The following is a 22,120-nucleotide window of genomic DNA, read 5'->3' as shown; positions in this document are numbered from 1 at the left end:
CTCGGCCGGCCTGAACCAACCTGAACCGACCTGGATCGACCTGAAGTGACCTTAAGTGAGCTGAACGTCCGGTGAACGCTTTCCGGATGCGGTGGCGGGATCGCTCCCCGGTTTTGTACCGTAGGGAAACAAAGTGGCTCCCGCCCGTTTTCCCTGACCGGCGGGCGGGGCCGCCTTGTCCCTCCGTCCCGCTCAGGAGCTGCCGATGACGGCCACCGCCAGGCCCGCCGCCACGCCCGCCGTCCTCACCGCCCGTGCCCTCCTGCTCGACATGGACGGCACCCTCGTCAACTCGGACGCCGTGGTCGAGCGCATCTGGCGACGCTGGGCCGAGCGGCACGGACTGGACCCGGACGAGGTGATGAAGGTCGTGCACGGGCGGCAGGGGCACGCCTCCATGGCGGTCCTGCTGCCGGACCGGCCCGTCGAGCAGAACCTGGCCGACAACGCGCGCATGCTCGCGGAGGAGACCGCGGACATGGAGGGCGTCGTCGCGATCCCCGGCGCGCCCGAGTTTCTGGCCTCCCTGCGCGGGCTCCCGCACGCCCTGGTGACCTCCGCAGACGTGGCGCTCTCGACGGCCCGGATGGCCGCGGCGGGGCTCGGCCTCCCGGACGTGCGCATCACCGCCGAGTCGGTCGGCGCGAGCAAGCCCGACCCCGAGGGTTTCCTGAAGGGGGCCGCCGAACTGGGGATCGAGCCGGCCGACTGCGTCGTGTTCGAGGACTCCGGCGCGGGGATCGCGGCGGGTCGTGCGGCCGGGATGCGGGTCGTGGGGGTAGGGCCCCGGGCCGGTTTCCACGGACCGGACGTGACCGTGCGGGACCTGACCCAGGTGAGGGTCGAGCCCGCGGCCGACGGCACGATCCGGCTGCACATCGCCTGAGGGATCCGGGAGCAGCCCCGAAGGGGCGCTTCCGGAGGGGCGCGGGGCGGCATCAAGATGCGACTCCGTCGCGTGGGCGCGATCAACCACAACGCACCCGCACCCGCACCCGAGAACGCGCCGCCTGGCCCGAGCTCTCGGCCCCAGGGCTCAGCGGAGCGTCACGGCTCGGACGTCTCCGCCTCCAGCCGCGCCCGCGTCGCCGCCCCGTACACCCCCGCCTCGTCGGACTCGATGCCCCGGGCCACCTGGTAGGTACGTACGGCGTCCTCGACCTGACTGTTGTAGGTGCCGTTCGCCTCGCCCACGTAGAGGTTCAGCTGGCTCAGGCGGAGCTGCAGTTCGGTGACCTCCGGGCCGTGGTCGCCGCGGCGCAGCACCGGCGCCGAGGTCGGCTGTGCCGAGTCCTGCGTGCCGGTGACCGTGGCGGTCTGGGTCGGGGCCGCCGAACGGGACGGGGTCCGGGACGGTGCCGCGCTCGACGCCGAGGACGAGGACGAGGGCGTGGGTGAGGGGCTCGCGCTGGTGGGCCTCGGAGCCGAGGCAGCCGAGGCCGGCAGCGAGGGCGACGAGTGCGCCGGGCGCGTGGACGGCGCGGCCGTGGACGCCGTATCCGGCGCCGCGCCGGTCGTCTCCTCGGGCACGCTCTCCCGTACTTCCTGGGCCGCCGCCCCGTCCCGCGTGGGCGCCTCGTACGAGAACAGCCCGCTCGCGAACCCGGCCGCCGCGACGACCGCGGCCGCGGCTCCGGAGACGGCGAGCAGGAGGGTGCGGCGGGACCGGCGTGGCGGCCGCTCCTCCCCGGGCTCGTCGTCCGCCCCGGCCTGCCCCGGTTCGAACAGCCGCAGATCGGTGGTGCTCGGCCCGGTCACCGGGCGCAGGGGCATGGTGACCTCGGCGGCCGGGAGCGGCTGGGTGACGCCTTCGCTCCGGTCCGACGTCTCTCCCAGCCCCGCGGACCCTGGCCCCGCGGACCCTGGCCCCGTGGACCCCGACCCCGCCGACCCCTCTAACTCGACATAAGGCCGTATGCGCAGTGGATCGAAGTCCTCCGCCGCGGCCGCCTCCGCCGTACGCGCGTCGCGCAGGGCGTCGGACGCCCGCCGTGTGCAGTCGCACGACGGGGTGTTGTCCGACCCCCTCGGCGTCCCGCATTCCGGGCACTGGTGGCCCTTCGCTTCAGTCACGCGTTCGTCCCCTCCCCGCACGAACTCCAGAGACTATGCAGACGTCCCTCACAAATGCGCGCGACTCAACAGGCCATAACGGGTGACACCGATCACGATGGAGGGAGTCACGAGAGCCCCGGGAGGTCTCATGACCCTGGACACGCACGTCACAGCGCGGGACCCGAAGGACGCGGAGAACGTCCCCGGCAATGTCCTCGTCCCGATCGGCGCCCTGCTCCTCGGTCTGCTCCTGGCCGCGCTCGACCAGACCATCGTGGCGACCGCGCTGCCGACGATCGTCAGCGACCTGGGCGGCCTGGAGCACCTCTCGTGGGTGGTCACCGCGTATCTGCTGGCCGCGACCGCCGCGACCCCGCTGTGGGGCAAGCTCGGCGACCAGTACGGGCGCAAGAAGCTGTTCCAGACCGCGATCGTGATCTTCCTGATCGGTTCCGCGCTGTGCGGCATGGCCCAGAACATGGGCGAGCTGATCGGGTTCCGGGCGCTGCAGGGGCTGGGCGGCGGCGGGCTCATCGTGCTGTCGATGGCGATCGTCGGCGACCTCGTGCCGCCCCGTGAACGCGGCCGCTACCAGGGGCTGTTCGGCGCGGTCTTCGGGGCGACCAGTGTGCTCGGCCCGCTGCTCGGCGGCCTCTTCACGGAACAGCTCTCCTGGCGCTGGGTCTTCTACATCAACCTCCCCGTCGGCGTCGTCGCCCTCGTCGTGATCGCCACCACCCTGAACATCCCGCGCAAGACCGCCCATCACGTCATCGACTACCTCGGCACCTTCCTGATCGCCGCGGTCGCCACCTGCCTGGTCCTGTTCGCCTCGCTCGGCGGCACCACCTGGGCCTGGGATTCGGCGCAGATCATCGGCCTCGCGGTCCTCGGTGTGGTGCTGGCCGTCGCGTTCGTCGTCGCCGAGAGCAGGGCTGCGGAACCCGTGCTGCCGCTCAAACTGTTCCGCATCCGCACCTTCACGCTCTCCGCGGTGATCAGCTTCATCGTGGGCTTCGCCATGTTCGGCGCGATGACCTATCTGCCGACCTTCCTCCAGGTCGTGCACGGCATCTCCCCGACCATGTCCGGCGTGCACATGCTGCCCATGGTGGTGGGCATGCTGCTGTCCTCGACCGGCTCCGGGCAGATCGTCAGCCGTACCGGCCGCTGGAAGGTGTTCCCCATCCTGGGCACGGGTGTCACCGCTCTCGGTCTGCTCCTCCTCCACCGGCTCGACGAGCACAGCTCCACCGCCGAGATGAGCGCGTACTTCTTCGTCTTCGGGTTCGGCCTCGGCCTGGTCATGCAGGTCCTCGTCCTCATCGTGCAGAACGCCGTCTCGTACGAGGACCTCGGCGTCGCCACCTCGGGCGCGACCTTCTTCCGTTCGATCGGGGCCTCGTTCGGCGTGGCCGTCTTCGGCACGGTCTTCACGAGCCGCCTCGGCGCGCAGCTGACCGACGCCTTCCTGGGCATACGGCTCCCGGCCGGCCTGTCGGCCGACGCGCTCAAGGCGGATCCGCGCGGCATCGGCGCCCTGCCGCCCTCGCTGCGCCCGCCCGCGCTGCACGCGTTCGCGGTCTCGATCACCGACGTCTTCCTGTACGCGGCTCCGGTCGCCCTCCTCGGCTTCGTCCTGGCGTGGTTCCTGAAGGAGGACAGGCTGCGCGGCTCGGTCACCGCACCCGACGGGACGGAGACCCTGGCCTCCAACCCGGTCGAGCGGTCCTCGTACGACGAGGTGTGCCGGGCCCTGTCCGTGCTCGGGACCCGCGAGGGGCGGCGGGAGGCGTACCAGAAGATCGCCGAGCGGGCGGGGTACGACCTGCTGCCCGCGGCGAGCTGGCTGCTGCTGCGCATGCGGAGGTACGGCTCGGTCGAGCCGGGGGTGCTCGCCGAGCGCAACGCCGTGCCGCTGACCGTGATCCTCGACGCCGAACGCCAGATCGAGGAGCGCCGGCTCGCCGTCCGCGAGGGCCTCGACCTCAGCCTCACCGAACAGGGCACGGTGGTCGCCGAACGCCTGGCACGGGCCCGCGAGGAGTCCCTCGCCGAACTGCTCGGCGACTGGTGGGGCCCCGACCGCCCCATCGACCTGGACCGCCTGGTGAAACTCTTGACCGACGAGATGTGCGGCTCGGAACGCGAGCAGCCACAGACCGGGCAGGCGGCACGGACCCGCTGAGCTCAGCCGAGCTGCTTGCTGAACCAGTGCTCCGCGTACTTGTCGTCGTTGTACGGCTCCGTCTCCTGGTAGCCGAGCCGGGCGTACAGGGCACGGGCCTCGACCAGGTCGCTTCGGGTGTCGAGGACGATCCGGGTGGCGCCGAGGGCGCGGGCGGCGTCCTCGGCGGCGCTCACGAGGAGGGCCGCGCCGCCCTTGCCGCGCATCCCCTCGGACACGAAGACCCTGGTGAGCTCGGCCGTGGCCGGGTCCAGGAGCCGTACGCCCGCGGATCCGGCGGGTTCGCCCTCGTGCCACGCGACCAGCAGCCGCCCGCCCGGCGGGGCGAGGTCGGCGCCGGTGCGGGCGGCGATCTCCCGCTCCAGCTCGCCGGGGTCGGTCCGGTGCCCTTCGTGCAGGAGGTACCAGCGGTCGCTGACCTCCGTGTAGTACGCCCGCCACAGCGCGGCGGCGACAGGGGAGCCCACGGGTTCCGGGGCGACGGTCCAGGTCATGCCGGGCATTGTCGCGGCGTGGCGCACACCGGGCGCAAGCCAATATCCCCTGCTCCCGGGCCGCGAACCCCTGCTCCCCCGGGCCGCGAACCCCTGCTCCCCCGGGCCGCGAACCCTTACCCCCCGGGCCGCGCCCTTTCACGCACCAAGCTGCGAGCCGTCCGCGCCCGCCTCCTCCCGGCGCGCCCGCCACTCGCGCACGACCTCCTCGACGTCGTACGGCTTCTTGCCCAGTGGGGGACCGGGCGGTGGCTTGAACATCATGTCGCGGATCTTGACGTTGACGTCCGTGATGATCTTCCGTGCGATGCGCTCCGAGGGGGCCGCGTACGCCGCCGCGAGCGCGTCCTCGGCCTCCTTGCGCAGGGCCAGGGCCGGCGGCAGGACCGCCAGGCCCTCGCGGGCCATCTTGCGCCTGACCCACCAGAGTTCGTCGTACGACGTGTCGGTGCCCGGCGGCAACGGCTCGCCCGCGCCCGGGAGTTGGTCGAACTCGCCACGCCCCTGCGCGTCGCGGATCTGCTTGTCGACCCAGGACTCGAACGGGACACCCGGTGGCTTTCGCTCGGTCATGCGTCCATTGTGCCGGACGCGGTGGGGCCGGGCGATTTATCATGCGGCCGCTGTACATGCACACTCAGGAATCAGATCCAAGCGCACTTCAGGGGGAACGCACGTGCTCGAACTCACCATGGCCTCCGTCTCCGCGGCGGAAGAGGGCGCCACGGCCGGCATGCTCATGGCCGACTCGCCCAGCGATCCCGGCGCCGTGCTGCGGGTGGGCCGGGACAGGGCCGTGTGCCGTCTCGCGACGCAAGAGGACTGGCTGTTCGTCTCGCGGGTCCACCTGGAGTTCCTGTGCGGGCCCGACGGTGTCTGGCAGGTGACCTGGCTGCGCGGCTCGCAGCCCGACCCGTCGTCCGAGGTGCGGCTGGTGGTCGGGGAGTACGCACAGCTCCTCGCCTACGGCGGCTCCGTTCAGCTGCCCCGTGGCGGCTCCGGCGAGATCATCATCCAGGACCGCACCGGGCCGCGCAGCGTCAACGTGGGCTTCTACCACGAGGCATAGGCAGCGGCTCGCCTACGCCAGCACCCGGGCCAGCGCGAAGCCGTCGTGTCCCTTGCTGCCCACCGTCTGGATCGCCGTACCGGTGAGCCGGGGGTGGGCGGCGATCAGCTCGACGGCGGCGCGGCTGCCCCGGACGTCCGGGTCGTCGTAGCTGTCGGCGTCCACCACCCGGCCGCCGCGCACCACGTTGTCGACGATGATCAGACTGCCCGCGCGCGTGAGCTTCAGCGCCCACTCCACATAGTTCGCGTTGTTTTCCTTGTCGGCGTCGATGAACACCAGGTCGAACGGGGCCGGGTTCTCGTCGGCCAGCTGCGGCAGCGAGTCCAGGGCCGCACCCACCCGCACGTCGACGACCTTCTCCAGGCCGGCGCGGGCGATGTTGCGGACGGCGACCTCGGCATGCCTGGGGTTGTACTCCAGGGAGATCAGGCGGCCGTCGGCCGGGAGGGCGCGACCGAGCCAGATGGTGCTGTAGCCGCCGAGCGTGCCGATCTCCAGGATGTTGCGGGCGTCCTGGATCTGGGCAAGCAGCTGAAGAAACTTGCCCTGATTCGCCGTGACGTTGACGTGCGGGAGCCCGGCGGCCTCGCTGTCCCGCAGCGCCGCCTGGAGCGCCTCGTCGTCCGGTGCGAGGTGGCTGGAGAAGTAGAAGTCGACGTCGTCCCAGAGCTGCGACCCGCTCATGCACCTACTGCCTTTCCGGTCTAGTTAGAACTTCTAACTAGCTACCCTAACGAAGGTAGTCGCGCGCCGGTTCCCTGTCAGCGAATCTCCGGAACACCCGTGCCGCGTCAGCCGATCGGCGCAGGCGGCCACACCGTCCGGCCGCCCGACCGCCCGGCCCCGCAGGGCACACGCACCCCCGTTGCACTCCCGTCGCTCCCCTGTCACGCCCCTTTTCAGCCACCTTGATGTGATTCTTGTCGCGCCCGGAGCATGCAACCGCACCCCCCTCGCACTGTCGTCTTCCGGACAAAAGGAGGGCAGCCGGGCAGCCGTCAGGTGAAGCGGGGGTAGCCTGCGTCTCTCTCCGGGGGAGGTGCGAGCCCGAGGGTTCGCAGGGTGAGTGTTCGCAATGTGAGTGTTCGCAAAGGGAATCCGGCGCGTGGGACGCGCGGGACGAACGGGGCGGGCGGCCGGCGAGGCGTGGCGAACGTGGAACACAGCGGGCGACCGACGGATGCCTTCGGGGACACGGCGGCCGGACAACGGCTACAGGCGGCCCGGCTGGGGCTGTGGGCGATAGCCGCGATCCTCGCGATACGGCAGATGACCGTCGTCCTCACCACCCCGAGCGGACAACGGCTGACGGCCCTGGAGACCTGGGTCGGCCCCAACGGCGTTCTGGATGTGAAGGGTTCGCTGTACGACTCGACGCAGTTCACCGGCACCCCCTTCGCCGGACTGGTCCTCAAACCGCTGACCCGCGCGGCCGAGCAGGCCCTCGGCTGGGGCTGGACCTTCGGCACACTGCTCCTCGTCGTCGCGCTCGGCCTGGTCGCCGCCCGCGCCCTGCCCCAGCCGGTCGACCGCCGCACCTCGCTGCTCGCCGCGCCGGTCGCGATCAGCCTGCTGATGCTGTCCCTGCCGGTGCGCAACACGCTCTGGCTGGGCCAGACCAGCATCATCCCCGTCCTGCTCGTGCTCCTGGGCTGCTTCGCCGTGCGCGGGGAGCGGGCCGGCGGCCTGTGCATAGGCGTGGCGGCCGCGCTCCAGCCGACCGTGCTCCTCTTCGCACCGCTGCTGTGGTTCACCGCCCGCCGCCGGGCCGCCGTCTCCGCCGCCGGCACCGCGCTCGCCTGGGCCGCGCTGCCGCACGACTCGTACACCTACTGGGTCCACCACATGGCGGGCGCCGGCCTCGGCGGCAAGGCCGACGGCCTCGCCAACCAGTCCCTGAACGGCGCCCTGCTCCGCCTCGGCCTGTCCGGCTCGCTGGAGACAGGCCTCTTCCTCCTGCTGGGCGCGGCCGTCGCCACCCTCGGCCTGCGCCGCGCGGTGCGCTACGCCCGCGACGGGCAGCTGCTGCTCGCCGTGGCCGTCACCGGCTGCGCCGCGATAGCCGTGTCGCCCACCACCTGGCAGCACCAGTTGCTGTGGGTGCTGCTCGCGGTCGTCGGCCGGGTCGGCAGGCGGGCCTCGGACCGGTACGTCTGGCCGGTCGCCGTCGTCCTGGTCACGACCCTCCCGGCCAAGATGCTGCTGCCGCACATGTCGGTGGTGTACCCCCTGCGGGACAACATCGTGCTCCTCGCGGCCCTGGCCGCCGCCACCGCCGTACCCTTCCTGCCGCGCACGTCGCCGTACTACCGGACCCCGATCCCGACGCAGTACGCCGCCCCCATCCCGGCCCGCTTCAAGAACGTCCCGCTCCTCCCGTTCCTGCGCCGGGTCCTGACCCGCCCGAACCTCCTCCTGGAACTGCTGCTCCTCCGCGTCACGTACGCGGCCTACCAGCAGGTCCGCCTCGCGGCGACCGGCGGCAGCAACTCGGAGGGCCGGGTCGCGGCCGAGCACCACGGCCACCTCGTCCTCGACCTCGAACGCTTCCTGCACGTCGACATCGAGCACGCGGTCAACCACGCCGTCGCGAAGATCGACTGGCTCCTGGGGGCGCCTCGCCTGCACGCCGGGTCGGATCGGCGGCCTGCGGCCTGCGGCCTGCGGCCTGCGGCCTGCGGCCGGTGGGTGGCGGGTGGGGCGCGGGAGCGGGGTGGTGGCATGCGGGGTGGGTTTGGCGGCCTGGGGTTGGTGGTGGGTGGCGGAGCGCGTGAGTCGAGGGGCGGCACGCCGGGTGGGGGCGGAGGTTTGCGGCGGGTGGGTGGGGGCGCGAGCCCGCTCGACGGCTTGCGGCCGGTGGGCGGGGCGCGCTCGCGCCTCGCCAGCACGCCGGGTCGGTTTAGCGGCTAAGCGAGTGGCCCCAACGGTCACTTTTCTCCGCACTCGAACCAGACCGTCTTGCCGACCAAGGCACCGAGCAGCGCCAGTCCGCGCCCGCTCTCCGACTCCGGGCCCATCTCGCCCGGCACCGACGGCAGTTGTGAGTAGCGGTCGGTCACCTCCACCCGTACCCCCACCGTCTGCCGCAGCACCAGCAGCGTGCAGTGGCGGTCCGGTACGTGCCGTACGACGTTGGTGACCAGCTCGCTCACGCCCAGCTCCAGGGCGTCGGTCAGATGCGCCAGCTCCCACTCGTCGAGCAGGGAGCGGACGATGTGGCGTATGTGCCGCACCGAGTGCTCGCCGACGGTGAGGCTCAGGCGGTAGTGGGGGATGTGGTAGCTCACGGTACGAGGCTGACCTCATGCAACTACTCTGGGCTACGTAACGGATACAACCGGTCCCGCTGTGGGTCGAGTTGCGCGAGAGGGGACCGTGCGTGACCCACATCAACGTCCTCGACCCGGGCGCCTCGCCCCTCGACTACTACGGCTTCGAGCTGCGCCGGTGCCGGGAATCGGCAGGGCTGACGCAGAAGCAGCTCGGCGACGTCATCAACTACACGGGGTCGCTTGTCGGCCAGATCGAGACGGCCCGGAAACTGCCGACGCCGGAGTTCAGCGAGCGGGCGGATGTGGCGCTGGAGACGGGCGGGCTGTTGTCCCGGCTCGTCACGCTCGTAATGCGGAGCCAACTTCCGGCGTGGTTTCAGCAGGTGGCGGAGTTGGAGTCGCGGGCCGTCGAGGTCTGTACCTTCCAGACGCACATGATCCGTGGCCTGGTGCAGGCCGAGTCGTACGCGCGTGCCGTGCTCGGCGTGCTGGATCAGAACAACCTCGACGACCGGACCGCGGTACGTCTGGCACGCCAGCGCAGACCGCTATGGAGAGCACCTGGCGTAAGTCAAGCTACAGCGGCGACCAGGGCGGCGAGTGCGTGGAGGTCGCCGAACTTCCCGGCGCCGCCGTAGCCGTACGCGACTCCAAGAACCTCACCGGCCCGGTGCTCACCCTCGCACTCGCCACCTTCACGGCATTCCTGAACTGGACGTCTACAGCCGCTATAGCCGCTACAACCGCTGAATGATCGTCCCGGTGGCCAGCCCGCCACCCGCGCACATGGTGATGAGTGCGAACTCCTTGTCCGTGCGCTCCAGTTCATGCAAGGCCGTTGTGATCAGCCGGGCCCCGGTCGCCCCGACCGGGTGTCCGAGGGCGATCGCTCCGCCGTTGACGTTGACCTTCGTCAGGTCCTGCCCGAAGACCTGGGCCCAGCTCAACACCACCGACGCGAAGGCCTCGTTGATCTCGACGATGTCGATGTCCTTCAGGGACATCCCGGCCTTGCCCAGCACGGCCTTCGTGGCGTCGATCGGCCCATCCAGATGGAAGTGCGGATCGGCGCCCACCAGCGCCTGAGCGACGATCCGTGCCCGGGGCCGAAGCTTCAGCGCCCGCGCCATCCGCTTCGACGCCCACATGATCGCGGCCGCTCCATCCGAAATCTGGGACGAGTTGCCCGCCGTGTGCACCGCCGTCGGCATCACCGGCTTCAGCCCCGCCAGCGCCTCCATCGACGTGTCGCGCAGCCCCTCGTCCTTGTCGACGAGCCGCCACATGCCCTGCCCGGCGTGCTGCTCCTCCTCGGTGGTGGGCACCTGGACCGCGAACGTCTCCTTCTTGAACCGTTCCTCCGACCAGGCGACGGCCGCCCGCTCCTGCGAGAGGAGTCCGAGGGAGTCGACGTTCTCGCGGGTGAGGCCCCGGTGCCGGGCGATCCGCTCGGCCGCCTCGAACTGGTTGGGCAGGTCGACGTTCCACTCGTCGGGGAAGGGCTTGCCCGGCCCGTGCTTGGAGCCGGACCCCAGCGGCACGCGGGACATCGCCTCGACCCCGCAGCTGATCCCGACATCGATGACCCCGGCCGCGACCATGTTGGCGACCATGTGCGAGGCCTGCTGCGAGGAGCCGCACTGGCAGTCGACGGTCGTCGCGGCCGTCTCGTACGGCAGCCCCATGGTCAGCCAGGCCGTACGCGCGGGGTTCATGGACTGCTCGCCGGCATGGGTCACCGTGCCGCCGACGATCTGCTCGACGCAGTCGGCGGGGATGCCGGTGCGGCCAAGGAGTTCGCGGTAGGTCTCGCCCAGGAGGTAGGCGGGATGGAGGTTGGCGAGCGCGCCGCCGCGCCTGCCTATGGGGGTGCGTACGGCTTCGACGATCACGGGTTCCGCGGCCATGGGGAGGGTCCTTCCTCGGTCAACCCGCGCGGCGCAGGGGCGTCCCGGCCCGGCCCGCCACGCAGAACTAGTACGCGTTCTAGTTCTGTCTGAAGTCTGCTGACAGAGCGTCCATCGCCGCAAGGGTCGTGCACCCTCCGAAGTTGTGATCTGCACGAATCCCGCACGCAATTGGGTGCGCCGGATGTCTTGCTACTTGTAGAACCCGTTACTACCTTCGCGGCAACCCTCATTTCCTGATGGTCCGTCAGAACGACGGGAGCCGCCGATGCCCTCCTGCCCCGCGCTGCCCGACGGGTTCGACTTCACCGACCCCGACCTGCTGCACCACCGCGTCCCCTTCCCGGAGTTCGCCGAGCTGCGCCGGGCGGAACCGGTCCGCTGGATCCCGCAGCCGCACGGCCTGGCCGGGTTCGCGGACGACGGCTACTGGGCCGTGACCCGGCACGCGGACGTCAAGTACGTCTCCACGCACCCGGAGCTCTTCTCCTCCTACCTCAACACCGCGATCATCCGCTTCGGCGAGCACATGCAGCGCGACGCGATCGACGCGCAGCGGCTGATCCTGCTGAACATGGACCCGCCGGAGCACACCAGGGTCCGCCAGATAGTGCAGCGCGGCTTCACGCCACGGGCCATCCGGGCCCTGGAGGAGCGGCTGCGTGCCCGCGCCCACGCGATAGTCCAGTCCGCCCTCGCCCAGTCCGGTTCCTTCGACTTCGTCACCCAGGTCGCCTGTGAACTGCCACTCCAGGCCATCGCCGAGCTGATCGGCGTCCCGCAGGAGGACCGGGCCAAGATCTTCGACTGGTCCAACAAGATGATCTCGTACGACGATCCCGAGTACGCGATCACCGAGGAGGTCGGCGCCGAGTCGGCCGCCGAGATCATCGCCTACGCGATGAACATGGCCGCCGAGCGCAAGCAGTGCCCGGCCCACGACATCGTCTCGACGCTGGTGGCGGCCGAGAACGAGGGCAACCTCAACTCCGACGAGTTCGGGTTCTTCGTGCTCATGCTGGCCGTGGCGGGCAACGAGACCACCCGCAACGCCACCACCCACGGCATGCACGCCTTCCTCACCCACCCCGAACAGTGGGAGCTCTACAAGCGCGAGCGCCCGTCGACCACCGCCGAGGAGGTCGTCCGCTGGGCCACCCCGGTCAACTCCTTCCAGCGCACGGCCGCCCAGGACACCGAGCTGGGCGGCAAGCTGATCCGCAAGGGCGACCGGGTCGGCCTCTTCTACGCCTCCGCCAACCACGATCCGGAGGCCTTCGAGAACCCCGACACCTTCGACATCACCCGCGATCCCAACCCCCACCTCGGCTTCGGCGGAGGCGGCCCGCACTACTGCCTGGGCAAGTCCCTGGCCGTCCTCGAAATCGACCTGATCTTCAACGCGATAGCCGACGCCATGCCGGGCCTCCGGCTGGCCGGAGACCCCCGCCGCCTGCGCTCCGCCTGGATCAACGGCGTCAAGGAACTCCAGGTCACCGCGGGCTGACCACCCCTGACCCGGGCCGACGGCTCCCGGCGCCGTCGGCCCGTCCCGAGGGAGGCAGGAGCACCCCCTATCCCTACGCCCCGTTCCTGCCTCCCCCGAGACTTCCCCCGCGACCTCCCCCGCGCGACCTCCCCCCCGCGACCTTCGCCGGGAGCGTCGGTCAGCGGCGCTGTCCGATGCGGTCGACCACCTGGATGTCCTGCAGACCCCTGGTCTCGTAGTAGTAGTCGGTCTGCTGCCACTCGCCGTGCACCTTCTTCGGAATGCTTCCCTTGGTACGCAGGCCCAGGTAGTCGTATGTCTTGCGATCGAAGAGGAAGGTGAAGGACGCCTTGGGGTAGGAGACTCCTACGGCGCGCCGGCCGGCAACGTCCACGTCGTCGTAGTCCAGGCGGATCCGGGGAAGCTTCGACAGCGCTTCGAAGGCGGCGGCCTGCAGGCCGGGCGGCATCACGCGCGGCCCCATCATCAGCATGGATCCTTCGAAGAACGCGTACAGGTCGGCGTCAGGCGCCCCCATCTGACCGTGCCTGAACTGGGCGAGGAGCTGGTCGGGGTCCGTCGGCATGCGCTTGAGCTTGGAGTAGACGGTAGGAGGCCACCTCACGTGGTGCTCTCCGAGCGGAGGATCGTGGTGGACCTTCCCGTACTCCTCACGCAGGGACGGCTTGGAACCGTCCACCGACATCCAGCTCTCGTCGGTCCACGTCCTGGTCCGCCCGCCCTTCACCGGCGTTCGCGTGGTGTAGGTCTTGTAGTAGAAGTACTGGTCGTTGCGCGGGATGGGCAGGTCGCTCCCCATGTCGCGTGACCTGGCAGCGGCCTTCTGCAGCACCTCCGTCGCACTGACCGCCTCCAGGCGAGGGGTGTCGTCGTCCTCGTCGTCGTGTGCCACGACGACGGTGACGCCCACCGCTGCCGCGGCCATACCGACGAGCGCGGCACGGAACACGAGTCGGCGGCTCAGCCCGAGTCCACGGGAAGCGGCGCTGCGGGACTCGGCGGCCATGGCGGCCGCGAGGCGGGCTCGGGCGGCGGCACGGGCCTGGTCGGACGGTCCGTTCTCGTCGGTGTCCCAGTCGCGCACCATCGTGAGTTCATCCATGATCAGTCTCCTTCTGGGGCGCGGTCGAGGTGGTGAGATCCGGTCCGCCCAGCGCCCGGCGCAGCTTGGTGCGGGCCCTGTGCAGGCGGGAGCGCACGGTGCCGACGGGGATGCCCAAGGCCTGCGCGGCCTCGGCGTAGTCGAGTTCTCCCCAGGCGATCACCAGCAGCACGTCCCGGTGCCGGGCGGGCAGTTCGGCGAGAGCGCCGGCCAAGGTGCCGGGCGCCTCCCCGGCACTGAGCCTGTCGGTGATCCTGTCCTCGGGCCCGGCATGCCCGGCGTGCTCCCGGCCCGACGACAGTGACGCCATGCGCGACAGTGCCCGCAGCCGCCGGGCCTCGTTCCTGCGGTGACGGCCGATCAGGTTGGTGGCTATCCCGTAGAGCCAGGGCCGAGCGTGCATGTGCGACGGGTCGTAGCGCCGACGACGCTGAAACGCGATCACAAACGTCTCCGCCATCAGGTCGTCGGCGGTGTCGGAGCCCAGGCGGCGTGCGATGTAGCGGTGGATGTCGTCGGCATAGCGGTCGAAGATCATGGCGAACGCGTCGGGCGTTTCCCAGGACCGCTCGATGACCGAGCCGTCGGGATCGCCGATCGCGTCCGTCGTCATGGCTCCCGTGGCTGCCGTGGCCGTCATGGCTGCCGTGCTTGCCGTGCTTGCCGTGGCTGCCGTGGCTGCCGTGGCGAAATCGGTATCGGTGCCCGGCAGGAGCGTCACGCCTCACCTCTGCGGTTCATTTCGTGTCCCTCGAAAGCGGTGTCGTGGTCTCCCGCTGTTCGCCGATGTCCGCCGTCGAGTTCCACCCCACCAAGTGACCTGCATCACATGGTCATGTGCATGGCCACCAGCATGGCCATGCGTCATTCATGCAGTCATTCGCGTGGTCACTCACGCCCGGACGCCACCACCGCCAGCACCCCCGACGCCAGTGCCGCGATGAGCAGGGGAGCCCACAGGTTGTGGTGGATCGCCAGCCATGCGCCGAGCATGGCGCCGACCATCATGGCGAGGACCGCCGCGATGCGGCGCGGGGCCCGGCGCTGCTCCGTGTTGCTGCCGAGGGGGGACTCGGAGGCCAGGGCCGTCAGGGTCATGGTCAGCACCGTCGTCGTCAGATCGGGCACGCCCAGCTTGCGTACGGTCGCGTTGCGCAGGCCCATCGCGAAGGCGGTGAGGGCGATGAGCGCGTACGTCGTTCCGGTCCGGCCCGGCACGGCGAAGGCCACCACGGCCGACGCGCCGACCAGCACCGCCTCCGCGGCCAGCGTCACGCGTGTCCAGGTCCGCCGGGAGCCGCCGCCGCATCGCGCCGCCACCCGGCCGCCGGCCGTCGCGCCCGCGAGGAAGCCGAGCAGCGAGATCGCCGTGTGCGGGATCGAGAAGCCCGCCGCGCCGGCCGCCGCGAAGCCCAGCACCACCACGTTGCCGGTCATGTTGGCCGTGAAGACGTGCCCGAGTCCGAGGAAGCTCACCGCGTCGATCAGACCGCTCACCACGGTCAGCGCCAGCAGCACCAACGTCAGGCGTACTCCGCGCGCCTCCGGATCGGGTGTCCGCGAGTCCGTCGAGTCCGTCGAGTCCGTGGTCATGTCGAGTCCGTGGTCATGGGTCCTCCGGGCAACCGGACGGGCAGGGTGGTGCCAAGTCCACCACGGAGACGGGAGAGTCTTGGGTGTCGGGACGAAGCGTGTTGTCCGTAGCGTCCGGGACATGAAGGCGCTGCGGGTGAACGACCACACCCGCGACTGGACGCCGGACGTGCCGGTGCGGCTGTACGCGGGTGACAAGGACACGGACGTCCCGATCGGCAACGCGCGCACATGCGCCCGCACCCTCGCCGGGTACGGGGCGAGGGTGCGGGTGCTGGAGTCAGGGGGACGTCGACCATGTGGGGTCGTACGTCGCGGCGCTGCCGGGGATCGCGCGCTGGTTCGACGATGCGGCGGGTGGTACGGCCTGGCGGCGGGTGGTGCGGCCTAGCGGCTCAGTGCCAGTCGGCTCAGTACCAGCTGTTCGCCTGCCAGAAGTTCCAGGCGGCGACGGGGCTGCCGTAGCGGGAGTTCATGTAGTCCAGGCCCCACTTGATCTGGGTGGCCGGGTTGGTCTTCCAGTCGGCACCGGCGGACGCCATCTTGGAGCCGGGCAGGGCCTGGACCAGGCCGTAGGCGCCGGAGGAGGCGTTGGTGGCCGAGACGTTCCAGCCGCTCTCGTGCTCGACGATCTTGCTGAACGCGTTGTACTGCGCGGCGTCCGGGATCATCTTGTGCGCGATCGCCTGGGCGGAGGAAGGCGAGTCGGTGGTGGCGGCCTGGGCGGGAGCCGAGGTGAGCACCATGCCGGTCGTGGCAGCGGCCAGGGTGACGGCCGTGAGCGCCTTCTTCGGGGAAGCGATGCGGCGGATGAAGGAGACGGACACAGAGAACCTCTTCGTCGGGGACAAGGAGTCGCCGTAGGCCGTCACCGTGCGGTGCGCGGTCGGGCTGTACGTCGGCGCCGCGATCCCGGGGGTTCGTGGCGCCTTGCGACGAGGTCCAGAGAAACAGGCCCGAAACCCGTCCGCAATGACCCCTTTTACTAGTTGTGGCCGAAGCGGACGGAAAAGCCGCTTGTGTGGCGTGGCTCTCAAAGTGCAGGTCAGGGTGGGTATGCAATCGGGGATATCGGACAAATCGACCTACGGTCACGGGTCGTAGGTGACGTGCGTCATGTGGGGTGCTTCACCTGCCCGGCAACGGACCGCACATGACCCCTCGCGCAGAGGTCACCCTGTGGGCGGGTCGAATGTGACCGCGGTCTCGAAAGCGGCCCGGCGGGTGGCCCGGCGCAGCGCGCGCAGCAGGGTCGGGCCGAGCGCGAGGGTCAGTACGACGGTGCAGACGGCCCGGCCCAGGTCCCAGCCGAGGGAGGTGGCCAGGCAGTACGCGACGAAGCGGGCCAGGTTCGCGGGGACCGCGGCGTGCGGGTCGAAGGCGATGCCCGAGGCGAGGGCGCCCATGAAGGGCCAGCCCGCGAGATTCATGACCGTGCCGTAGGCGAAGGCGGCGAGGAAGCCGTACAAGGAGAGCAGCGCGAGCTCGCCGCGGCCGCGCAGCCGGTCGGGCCCCGGGAGCAGCCCGGCGCCCATGGTGAACCACCCCATGGCGAGCATCTGGAACGGCAGCCACGGGCCCACCCCGCCCGTGAGCAGCGCCGACGCGAACATGGTGATCGAGCCGAGGGCGAATCCGAACCCCGGGCCGAGGACCCGCCCGCTGAGCACCATCAGGAAGAACATGGGCTCGATCCCGGCGGTGCCTGCACCGACCGGCCGCAGCGCCGCCCCGGTCGCGGCCAGCACCCCGAGCATCGCGACGGCCTTCGGTCCGAGCCCCGACTCGGAGATCGTCGCGGCCACGACGGCGACAAGGAGGACGAGCAGCCCCGCGAAGAGCCAGGGCGCGTCCTGGGCGTGGGCGCCGATCTGCGAGGTGGGCGGAGCGAGGAACGGCCAGCCGAAGGCGACGACCCCGACCGCGCCGACCAGGGCGAGGGCGGTGGTGGAGCGGGGGCCCAGGCGGATGGGCCGGGCCTGCGGAGTCACGGTCCGGGGGGTCACGGTCCGGGGGGTCATGCGAGTGCCTCCCGCACCTGGGCGGCCGTGAGCCACTGCTGCGGGGCCAGGATCTTGGTGATCTGGGGGGCGTAGGACGGGGACGAGACCACGATGTCGGCCGTCGGGCCGTCGGCGATGACCTCCCCGTCCGCGAGGAGTACGACCCGGTGGGCGATCTCGGCGGCCAGTTCCACGTCGTGCGTGGCCAGCACGATGGCGTGGCCCTCGGCGGCGAGCCCGCGCAACACGGTGACCAGGCGTGCCTTCGCCGCGTAGTCCAGACCGCGGGTCGGCTCGTCCAGGAGGAGCAGCGGAGGACGGGCGGTGAGTACGACGGCCAGGGCGAGCGCGAGCCGCTGGCCCTCGGAGAGGTCGCGGGGGTGGGTGTCGTCTCCGATGTCCGGCAGGAGACCGGAGACCAGCGCGCGGCACGTGCCCGGCTCGGCCTGCGCGTCCCGGTCGGCGGCCGCGCACTCGGCGGCGACCGTGTCGGCGTACAGCAGGTCGCGGGGCTCCTGCGGTACCAGGCCGACGTGCCGCACCAGGTCGCGGGGCGCGGTGCGACGGGGGACGGCACCGCCGACCAGGACCGACCCGGCGGACGGTTCGACGAGCCCGACGAGGGTGCTCAGCAGCGTGGACTTCCCGGCGCCGTTGCGTCCCATCAGGGCGACCGTCTCGCCCGGGGCGAAGGTGAGGTCCACCTGCCGGAGGGCGGTGACTCGGCCGCGCCGGACGGCGAGCGAGCGGACCTCGGCCACCAGCGGGGACGCGGACTCGGGGGTGCGCCGGCGCAGGAACCGGCGGGGAGCGTGAGCGGGGACACGGGGCGCGGGCACGGTCGCGACCGCCGGTGTCGTGTGCGGCGCCTCCCGGCCCCCGAGCCGCTCCCGCAGCTCCCCGGCCCGGCGGCGCGCGTCCCGCACGGTCAGCGGCAGCGGGGACCAGCCGGCCAGCCTTCCCAGGTCCACGACCGGCGGGTACACCGGGGAGACGGCCATCACCTCGGCCGGGGTGCCCAGCAGCGGGGCGGCGCCCGGGGCGGGCAGCAGGACGACCCGGTCGGCGTACTGGATCACCCGCTCCAGGCGGTGCTCTGCCATGAAGACCGTCGTACCGAGGTCGTGGACGAGGCGCTGCAGGACGGCGAGGACCTCCTCGGCGGCCGCCGGGTCGAGCGCCGACGTCGGCTCGTCGAGGACGAGGACCGCGGGATGCGGGGTGAGGACGGAGCCGATGGCGACGCGCTGGCGCTGGCCACCGGAGAGGGTGGCGATGGGCCGGTCGCGCAGATCGGCGAGGCCGAGCAGGTCGAGGGTCTCCTCGACGCGGCGCCGCATGACCTCCGGGGCGAGCCCCAACGACTCCATCCCGTAGGCGAGTTCGTCCTCGACCGTGTCCGTCACGAAGTGGGCGAGCGGATCCTGGCCCACCGTGCCGACGACATCGGCGAGCTCGCGCGGCCTGTGCGTCCGGGTGTCCCGCCCGGCGACCGTGACGCGGCCGCGCAGGGTGCCGCCGGTGAAGTGCGGGACGAGTCCGCCGACCGCGCCCAGCACGGTGGACTTGCCGACCCCGGACGGGCCGACGAGCAGGACCAGTTCACCTTCCGGGACCTCGAAGTCGAGGCCCTGGACGGTGGGTTCGACCGCCCCCTCGTACGTCACGGAGACATCCTCGAAGCGGATCATGAAGGCTCCTTGGGGACGGCGAAGGCGGGGAGCAGGGCGAGGAGTACGGCGGCCGCCGGCCACAGGGGGAGGGTCGGCGCGGTGAGCGGGACGACTCCCGGATGCAGGGCCGCGGGGTCGCTCGCGGAAGCCAGGGCGAGCAGCGCGGCGACCGCGGCGCCGGATCCGGCGACCAGCCAGGCGCGCAGGTCCCAGGGATCGGGGCGGTAGCGGGTGCGCAGGGTGCGACGGCCCCCGAGGCGCAGACCCCCGAGGGCGGCGGCGACTCCGGCCAGCAGGACGGGCAGGCCATAGGTGCCGCCCTCGGCGGTGAGGAGTCCGTACGTTCCCGCGCAGACGCCGAGCAGGCCGCCGAGGGTGAGCGCGGTGGTGGTGCGGCGGACCGGGGCGGGGACGTCGGCGCTGCGGCCGTAACCGCGGGCGTCCATCGCGGCGGCCAGGGCGACGGAGCGTTCCAACGCGCCCTCCAGGACCGGGAGTCCGACGTGCAGCAGGCCGCGGATGCCCCGGTCCGGGCGGCCGCGCAGCCGGCGGGCGGCGCGCAGGCGCTGGACGTCGGCGATCAGGTTGGGGGCGAAGGTGAGCGCGACGACCACGGCCACGCCCATCTCGTACAGGGCGCCGGGAAGGGACTTGAGGAGGCGGGCCGGGTTGGCGAGGGCGTTCGCGGCGCCGACGCAGATGAGGAGCGTGGCCAGTTTCAGGCCGTCGTACAGCGCGAAGACGAGTCCTTCCACGGTGACCTCGCCGCCGAGCCGGATGCCCTGCGCCCAGTGGGGGAGCGGGACTTCGGGGAGCGTGGCGATCACGTGCGTGCCAGGGATGGGGGAGCCGAGGAACACCGCGAACACGAGACGGACGAGGAGGACGGCGAGAGCGAGTCTGGCGAAGGCGGAGTACGAGCGGGCCCAAGGGGCCGCGGTGCGGTGGGTGGCGACCACATAGCCGGACGCGGCGATGAGGAGGGCGAGGAGGAGGGGGTTGGTGGTGCGGGTGGCGGCGGTGCCCAGGCCGAGCGACCAGAGCCACCAGGCGCCGGGGTGCAGTGTGCTCCGGCGCCTGGCTGTGGGGGTGGGGACGCCGGCCCGAGCCGGCGCGTCAGGCACGACGTCGTGCCTGCCACAGCGCCGCCGCTCCCAGCAGTACGACCACACCCGCACCGGCCAGCAGACCCACCGACGGGCCGTGATCCGAGTCCTTCGGCTTCCCGTCCCCCTTCTTCTCCGCCTTCTCCGCCTTCCCCTGCTTCTCCGCGCTCACCTGCTCCCCGCACCCCTTCTCCGGATACCCCGAGATGGCGCACAGGAGGGCGTTGGTGTCGTAGCGGAGGGGCTTGGCGACCGCTGCCAGGGCCTCGGCCGTCGTCGCGTCGGGGGACACCCGGGCGCAGGCCGTCCGGCGAGCGGGCGGGCTCTCGCCGGACGGGGCGTCCGAGGACGTACCGAAGTCGATGACCAGGGCCACCCGCTTCTTTCCCGCGGCGGCGGGTGTGCCCGCGCAGATGGAGTGGAAGTCCGCCGTGCCGCGCGGGCGGGTCGCGTCGGCGGAGTCCTCGCTCACCGCGAACCGGAAGCCCTGCACGTCCCCGTCGCCGGGACGGGCCGTCGACGGGCCCTGGGTGGCGTAGATCCACTTGCTGCCGTCGCGCTCCCAGAAGGACCAGTAGCGGTAGCCGACGGCCTGGGCCTGGCCCACGGACCCCCAGAGGAAGAGCGCGGCCAGGAGCAGTGGCACGGCACGGCGGACGACGGTCACGGCTGCTGCCGCTTCCGGCGGCCGCTGAGCAGGAAGCCGATGCCGACGCCGGCGACCAGACCGGTGCCGACGATCCACCAGACGCCGTGGCCCGAGTCGGACTTGTCGGCCTTGGGGGCCTCGTACCCGGTGGGCTTCTTGACCGTCTGCGGGGCGGGTCCGGTCGCGTTGAGCGCCCGTACGAGGTCCGTACCGCCGAAGCCGTACGGGTTCTTGCCCATGGCGTGCGCGGCGAGGATCAGTTCGGCGTAGGCCGCCGGGCCGCTCTGCTTCGCCCACGTGGCGGCGTTCTTCTCCAGCCAGGCGTACGGCTTCTGCGCCTGCTCGGTCCGGCCCTGCGCTGCGAGCGCGACGACCGCGTCCGCGGTGTTGCCGTAGTCGGGCTGGTCCTTGGCGCCGGGGAGCGTGGAGATCAGGTGGTCGCCGGTGCGGTGCATCTCCGCGGCGAGGTACGCGGCGCCGTTGCGGGCCACCTCCTCCGGCTTGAGCGCCTTGCCGGAGGCGGCGCACTTGGGGTCGCCCTCCGGTGCCTTCCCGGCGGTCGTCACGAACCCCTTGCCGAGCGCGCCCAGCACACCGGCCGCCGTCGCGTCCGCGTTGGCCGCCAGCTTGCCCTTCTTGTCCGGCTGGTAGGCGAGCGCGCCGCCGCCGTCCTCGTCGCAGGGTATGGACCACTTGGCCAGCAGGTCGTACGGGGTCTTCCCCTCCGAGCGGAGCACGGCGGGGTCGTCGCCGACCGCCGCGAGCGCGCCGACGACGACGCCGGTGGAGTTCGTGTCGCTCGGCCCGCCGGCGGTGTAGCCCCAGCCGCCGTCCTTGTTCTGTTGGCCCTTCAGCCAGTTCACCGCCGCGCGGGCATCGCCGTCGTGGTCGCCGACCGCCATCAGGGCCTGTGCGGCGGCGGCCGTGGCGTTGGTGTCGAACACCGCGTTGCCCTCGCAGGGCTTCGAGGTGTCGGCGCGGAAGGCGGCGAAGGCGCCGTTGGAGCACTGCTGCCCGGTCAGCCAGTCCACGGCCTTCCCGGCGGGCGTGACACCCACCGTGCGTTGGGCGATCAGCGCCAGCGACTGGCGCCAGACGCCGTCGTACTTCGGGTCAGTGCTGCCGTACAGCCCGGACGCGTGCGCCGTCGACGGGGACGGGGACGCGGACGGGTCGGCGGCTGTGGCGGGCGTGGCCGTGCCGATCACGGCGACGGCTGCCAGCACCGCGGCGCTGCGGCGTACGTTCATGGTCGGCGGGTGCCTCTCCCTGCGGGGAGCCGGGCAGCACGGGACACCCCGGGCGGCTCGGCTCCGTAAACCTCGACGGTGCCGTACGCGGGCGGATGCCCGCGCACGTGAGCCGGTCAACGTCCCGTGCGGGGCAGTCCGGCTCACCGCCGTAGCAGCGGTACACGGTTGCGGGTCAGCGCCGGAATTGCACCGGCTTCCCCCCGTACGGGTGTGATGACGACGCGGCCACTCTACCGGGCGGTA

At 71.7% G+C, this 22,120-nt stretch carries 22 protein-coding genes, 1 pseudogene and 1 riboswitch; of the genes and pseudogenes, 8 read left to right on the top strand and 15 right to left on the bottom strand.

Annotation, left to right across the window (positions count from 1 at the left end):
* Positions 1–205 precede the first annotated feature (205 nt).
* Positions 206–886 carry an HAD-IA family hydrolase gene (locus ACIPSA_RS02725; RefSeq protein ID WP_402628056.1) on the top strand — a complete coding sequence of 227 codons (681 nt, stop codon included), beginning with the start codon at positions 206–208 and terminating at the stop codon, positions 884–886.
* Between the two features lie 161 nt (positions 887–1,047).
* Here ACIPSA_RS02725 and ACIPSA_RS02720 read toward each other — a convergent pair whose 3' ends face one another.
* Entirely contained in the window at positions 1,048–1,773 is a 726-nt protein-coding gene (locus ACIPSA_RS02720) for a peptidoglycan-binding protein (RefSeq protein WP_402628054.1), read from the bottom strand.
* A gap of 430 nt (positions 1,774–2,203) precedes the next feature.
* On the opposite strand from ACIPSA_RS02720, the gene ACIPSA_RS02715 reads away from it, so the two are divergent.
* Positions 2,204–4,243: an MDR family MFS transporter gene (locus ACIPSA_RS02715; RefSeq protein ID WP_402628052.1), complete on the top strand. Its 2,040-nt coding sequence runs from the start codon at positions 2,204–2,206 to the stop codon at positions 4,241–4,243.
* A gap of 2 nt (positions 4,244–4,245) precedes the next feature.
* Here ACIPSA_RS02715 and ACIPSA_RS02710 read toward each other — a convergent pair whose 3' ends face one another.
* Positions 4,246–4,746: a GNAT family N-acetyltransferase gene (locus ACIPSA_RS02710; protein WP_402628051.1), complete on the bottom strand. Its 501-nt coding sequence runs from the start codon at positions 4,744–4,746 to the stop codon at positions 4,246–4,248.
* A gap of 129 nt (positions 4,747–4,875) precedes the next feature.
* Positions 4,876–5,310 (bottom strand): DUF1992 domain-containing protein, encoded by a 435-nt coding sequence (locus tag ACIPSA_RS02705; RefSeq protein WP_402628050.1) that lies wholly within the window; start codon positions 5,308–5,310, stop codon positions 4,876–4,878.
* Between the two features lie 103 nt (positions 5,311–5,413).
* On the opposite strand from ACIPSA_RS02705, the gene ACIPSA_RS02700 reads away from it, so the two are divergent.
* Positions 5,414–5,806, top strand: coding sequence for a hypothetical protein (locus ACIPSA_RS02700; protein WP_402628048.1), 393 nt, complete (start codon positions 5,414–5,416; stop codon positions 5,804–5,806).
* Between the two features lie 12 nt (positions 5,807–5,818).
* Here the strand turns inward: ACIPSA_RS02700 and ACIPSA_RS02695 are convergent, their stop codons facing one another.
* Positions 5,819–6,493 carry an O-methyltransferase gene (locus ACIPSA_RS02695; protein ID WP_402628046.1) on the bottom strand — a complete coding sequence of 225 codons (675 nt, stop codon included), beginning with the start codon at positions 6,491–6,493 and terminating at the stop codon, positions 5,819–5,821.
* A gap of 462 nt (positions 6,494–6,955) precedes the next feature.
* On the opposite strand from ACIPSA_RS02695, the gene ACIPSA_RS02690 reads away from it, so the two are divergent.
* Positions 6,956–8,719, top strand: coding sequence for a glycosyltransferase family 87 protein (locus ACIPSA_RS02690; RefSeq protein WP_402628044.1), 1,764 nt, complete (start codon positions 6,956–6,958; stop codon positions 8,717–8,719).
* Positions 8,720–8,736: 17 nt separating this feature from the next.
* Here ACIPSA_RS02690 and ACIPSA_RS02685 read toward each other — a convergent pair whose 3' ends face one another.
* Positions 8,737–9,096 (bottom strand): ATP-binding protein, encoded by a 360-nt coding sequence (locus tag ACIPSA_RS02685; protein ID WP_402628042.1) that lies wholly within the window; start codon positions 9,094–9,096, stop codon positions 8,737–8,739.
* A gap of 92 nt (positions 9,097–9,188) precedes the next feature.
* Between ACIPSA_RS02685 and ACIPSA_RS02680 the strand changes: the two are divergent.
* Together ACIPSA_RS02680 and ACIPSA_RS02675 are read left to right on the top strand one after the other, a co-directional pair.
* Positions 9,189–9,623 (top strand): annotated as a pseudogene (locus ACIPSA_RS02680) (Scr1 family TA system antitoxin-like transcriptional regulator); the annotation flags it as partial.
* Positions 9,624–9,631: 8 nt separating this feature from the next.
* Entirely contained in the window at positions 9,632–9,835 is a 204-nt protein-coding gene (locus ACIPSA_RS02675) for a DUF397 domain-containing protein (protein ID WP_402628040.1), read from the top strand.
* On the opposite strand, the gene ACIPSA_RS02670 is transcribed toward ACIPSA_RS02675, so the two are convergent.
* Positions 9,819–10,988 (bottom strand): steroid 3-ketoacyl-CoA thiolase, encoded by a 1,170-nt coding sequence (locus tag ACIPSA_RS02670; RefSeq protein ID WP_402628038.1) that lies wholly within the window; start codon positions 10,986–10,988, stop codon positions 9,819–9,821. The two genes, ACIPSA_RS02675 and ACIPSA_RS02670, sit on opposite strands and share 17 nt — an antisense overlap.
* Positions 10,989–11,256: 268 nt before the next feature.
* Here ACIPSA_RS02670 and ACIPSA_RS02665 point away from each other — a divergent pair, with 268 nt between their 5' ends.
* On the top strand, positions 11,257–12,495 hold the full coding sequence (locus tag ACIPSA_RS02665) for a cytochrome P450 (protein ID WP_402628036.1): 1,239 nt from the start codon (positions 11,257–11,259) through the stop codon (positions 12,493–12,495).
* A gap of 160 nt (positions 12,496–12,655) precedes the next feature.
* On the opposite strand, the gene ACIPSA_RS02660 is transcribed toward ACIPSA_RS02665, so the two are convergent.
* The 3 genes from ACIPSA_RS02660 to ACIPSA_RS02650 all read right to left on the bottom strand — a co-directional run bounded on the left by ACIPSA_RS02660 (position 12,656) and on the right by ACIPSA_RS02650 (position 15,193).
* Positions 12,656–13,600 carry a CU044_5270 family protein gene (locus ACIPSA_RS02660; RefSeq protein WP_402628035.1) on the bottom strand — a complete coding sequence of 315 codons (945 nt, stop codon included), beginning with the start codon at positions 13,598–13,600 and terminating at the stop codon, positions 12,656–12,658.
* Complete coding sequence (locus ACIPSA_RS02655; RefSeq protein ID WP_402628033.1) at positions 13,593–14,240, bottom strand: RNA polymerase sigma factor; 648 nt, start codon at positions 14,238–14,240, stop codon at positions 13,593–13,595. Before ACIPSA_RS02655 ends, ACIPSA_RS02660 begins: the two co-directional genes overlap by 8 nt.
* Positions 14,241–14,488: 248 nt before the next feature.
* On the bottom strand, positions 14,489–15,193 hold the full coding sequence (locus ACIPSA_RS02650; RefSeq protein WP_402628031.1) for a YoaK family protein: 705 nt from the start codon (positions 15,191–15,193) through the stop codon (positions 14,489–14,491).
* Between the two features lie 121 nt (positions 15,194–15,314).
* On the opposite strand from ACIPSA_RS02650, the gene ACIPSA_RS02645 reads away from it, so the two are divergent.
* Positions 15,315–15,584 (top strand): hypothetical protein, encoded by a 270-nt coding sequence (locus ACIPSA_RS02645; RefSeq protein ID WP_402628029.1) that lies wholly within the window; start codon positions 15,315–15,317, stop codon positions 15,582–15,584.
* A gap of 19 nt (positions 15,585–15,603) precedes the next feature.
* Here the strand turns inward: ACIPSA_RS02645 and ACIPSA_RS02640 are convergent, their stop codons facing one another.
* From ACIPSA_RS02640 to ACIPSA_RS02615, 6 genes are all read right to left on the bottom strand, one after another.
* On the bottom strand, positions 15,604–16,020 hold the full coding sequence (locus tag ACIPSA_RS02640; RefSeq protein ID WP_402628027.1) for a transglycosylase SLT domain-containing protein: 417 nt from the start codon (positions 16,018–16,020) through the stop codon (positions 15,604–15,606).
* 345 nt (positions 16,021–16,365) lie between these two features.
* A complete protein-coding gene (locus ACIPSA_RS02635; RefSeq protein WP_402628026.1) occupies positions 16,366–17,214 on the bottom strand; it encodes an ECF transporter S component in 849 nt (282 codons plus the stop codon).
* Positions 17,211–18,887 (bottom strand): ABC transporter ATP-binding protein, encoded by a 1,677-nt coding sequence (locus ACIPSA_RS02630; RefSeq protein WP_402628023.1) that lies wholly within the window; start codon positions 18,885–18,887, stop codon positions 17,211–17,213. The genes ACIPSA_RS02635 and ACIPSA_RS02630 overlap by 4 nt, the downstream gene beginning before the upstream one ends.
* Positions 18,884–19,993 (bottom strand): CbiQ family ECF transporter T component, encoded by a 1,110-nt coding sequence (locus ACIPSA_RS02625; protein ID WP_402628020.1) that lies wholly within the window; start codon positions 19,991–19,993, stop codon positions 18,884–18,886. Before ACIPSA_RS02625 ends, ACIPSA_RS02630 begins: the two co-directional genes overlap by 4 nt.
* The gene (locus ACIPSA_RS02620; protein ID WP_402628017.1) at positions 19,986–20,642 is read right to left on the bottom strand and encodes an SCO2322 family protein; all 657 of its coding nucleotides are present in this window, start codon (positions 20,640–20,642) and stop codon (positions 19,986–19,988) included. Before ACIPSA_RS02620 ends, ACIPSA_RS02625 begins: the two co-directional genes overlap by 8 nt.
* A complete protein-coding gene (locus ACIPSA_RS02615; RefSeq protein WP_402628015.1) occupies positions 20,639–21,874 on the bottom strand; it encodes a prenyltransferase/squalene oxidase repeat-containing protein in 1,236 nt (411 codons plus the stop codon). Before ACIPSA_RS02615 ends, ACIPSA_RS02620 begins: the two co-directional genes overlap by 4 nt.
* A gap of 109 nt (positions 21,875–21,983) precedes the next feature.
* A riboswitch (cobalamin riboswitch) is annotated at positions 21,984–22,117 on the bottom strand.
* Positions 22,118–22,120 lie beyond the last annotated feature (3 nt).

Origin of the sequence: Streptomyces sp. NPDC086549, from assembly GCF_044746205.1 — a bacterium.
Taxonomy (GTDB): domain Bacteria; phylum Actinomycetota; class Actinomycetes; order Streptomycetales; family Streptomycetaceae; genus Streptomyces.
This window is presented reverse-complemented; position numbering and strand designations above follow the sequence as displayed.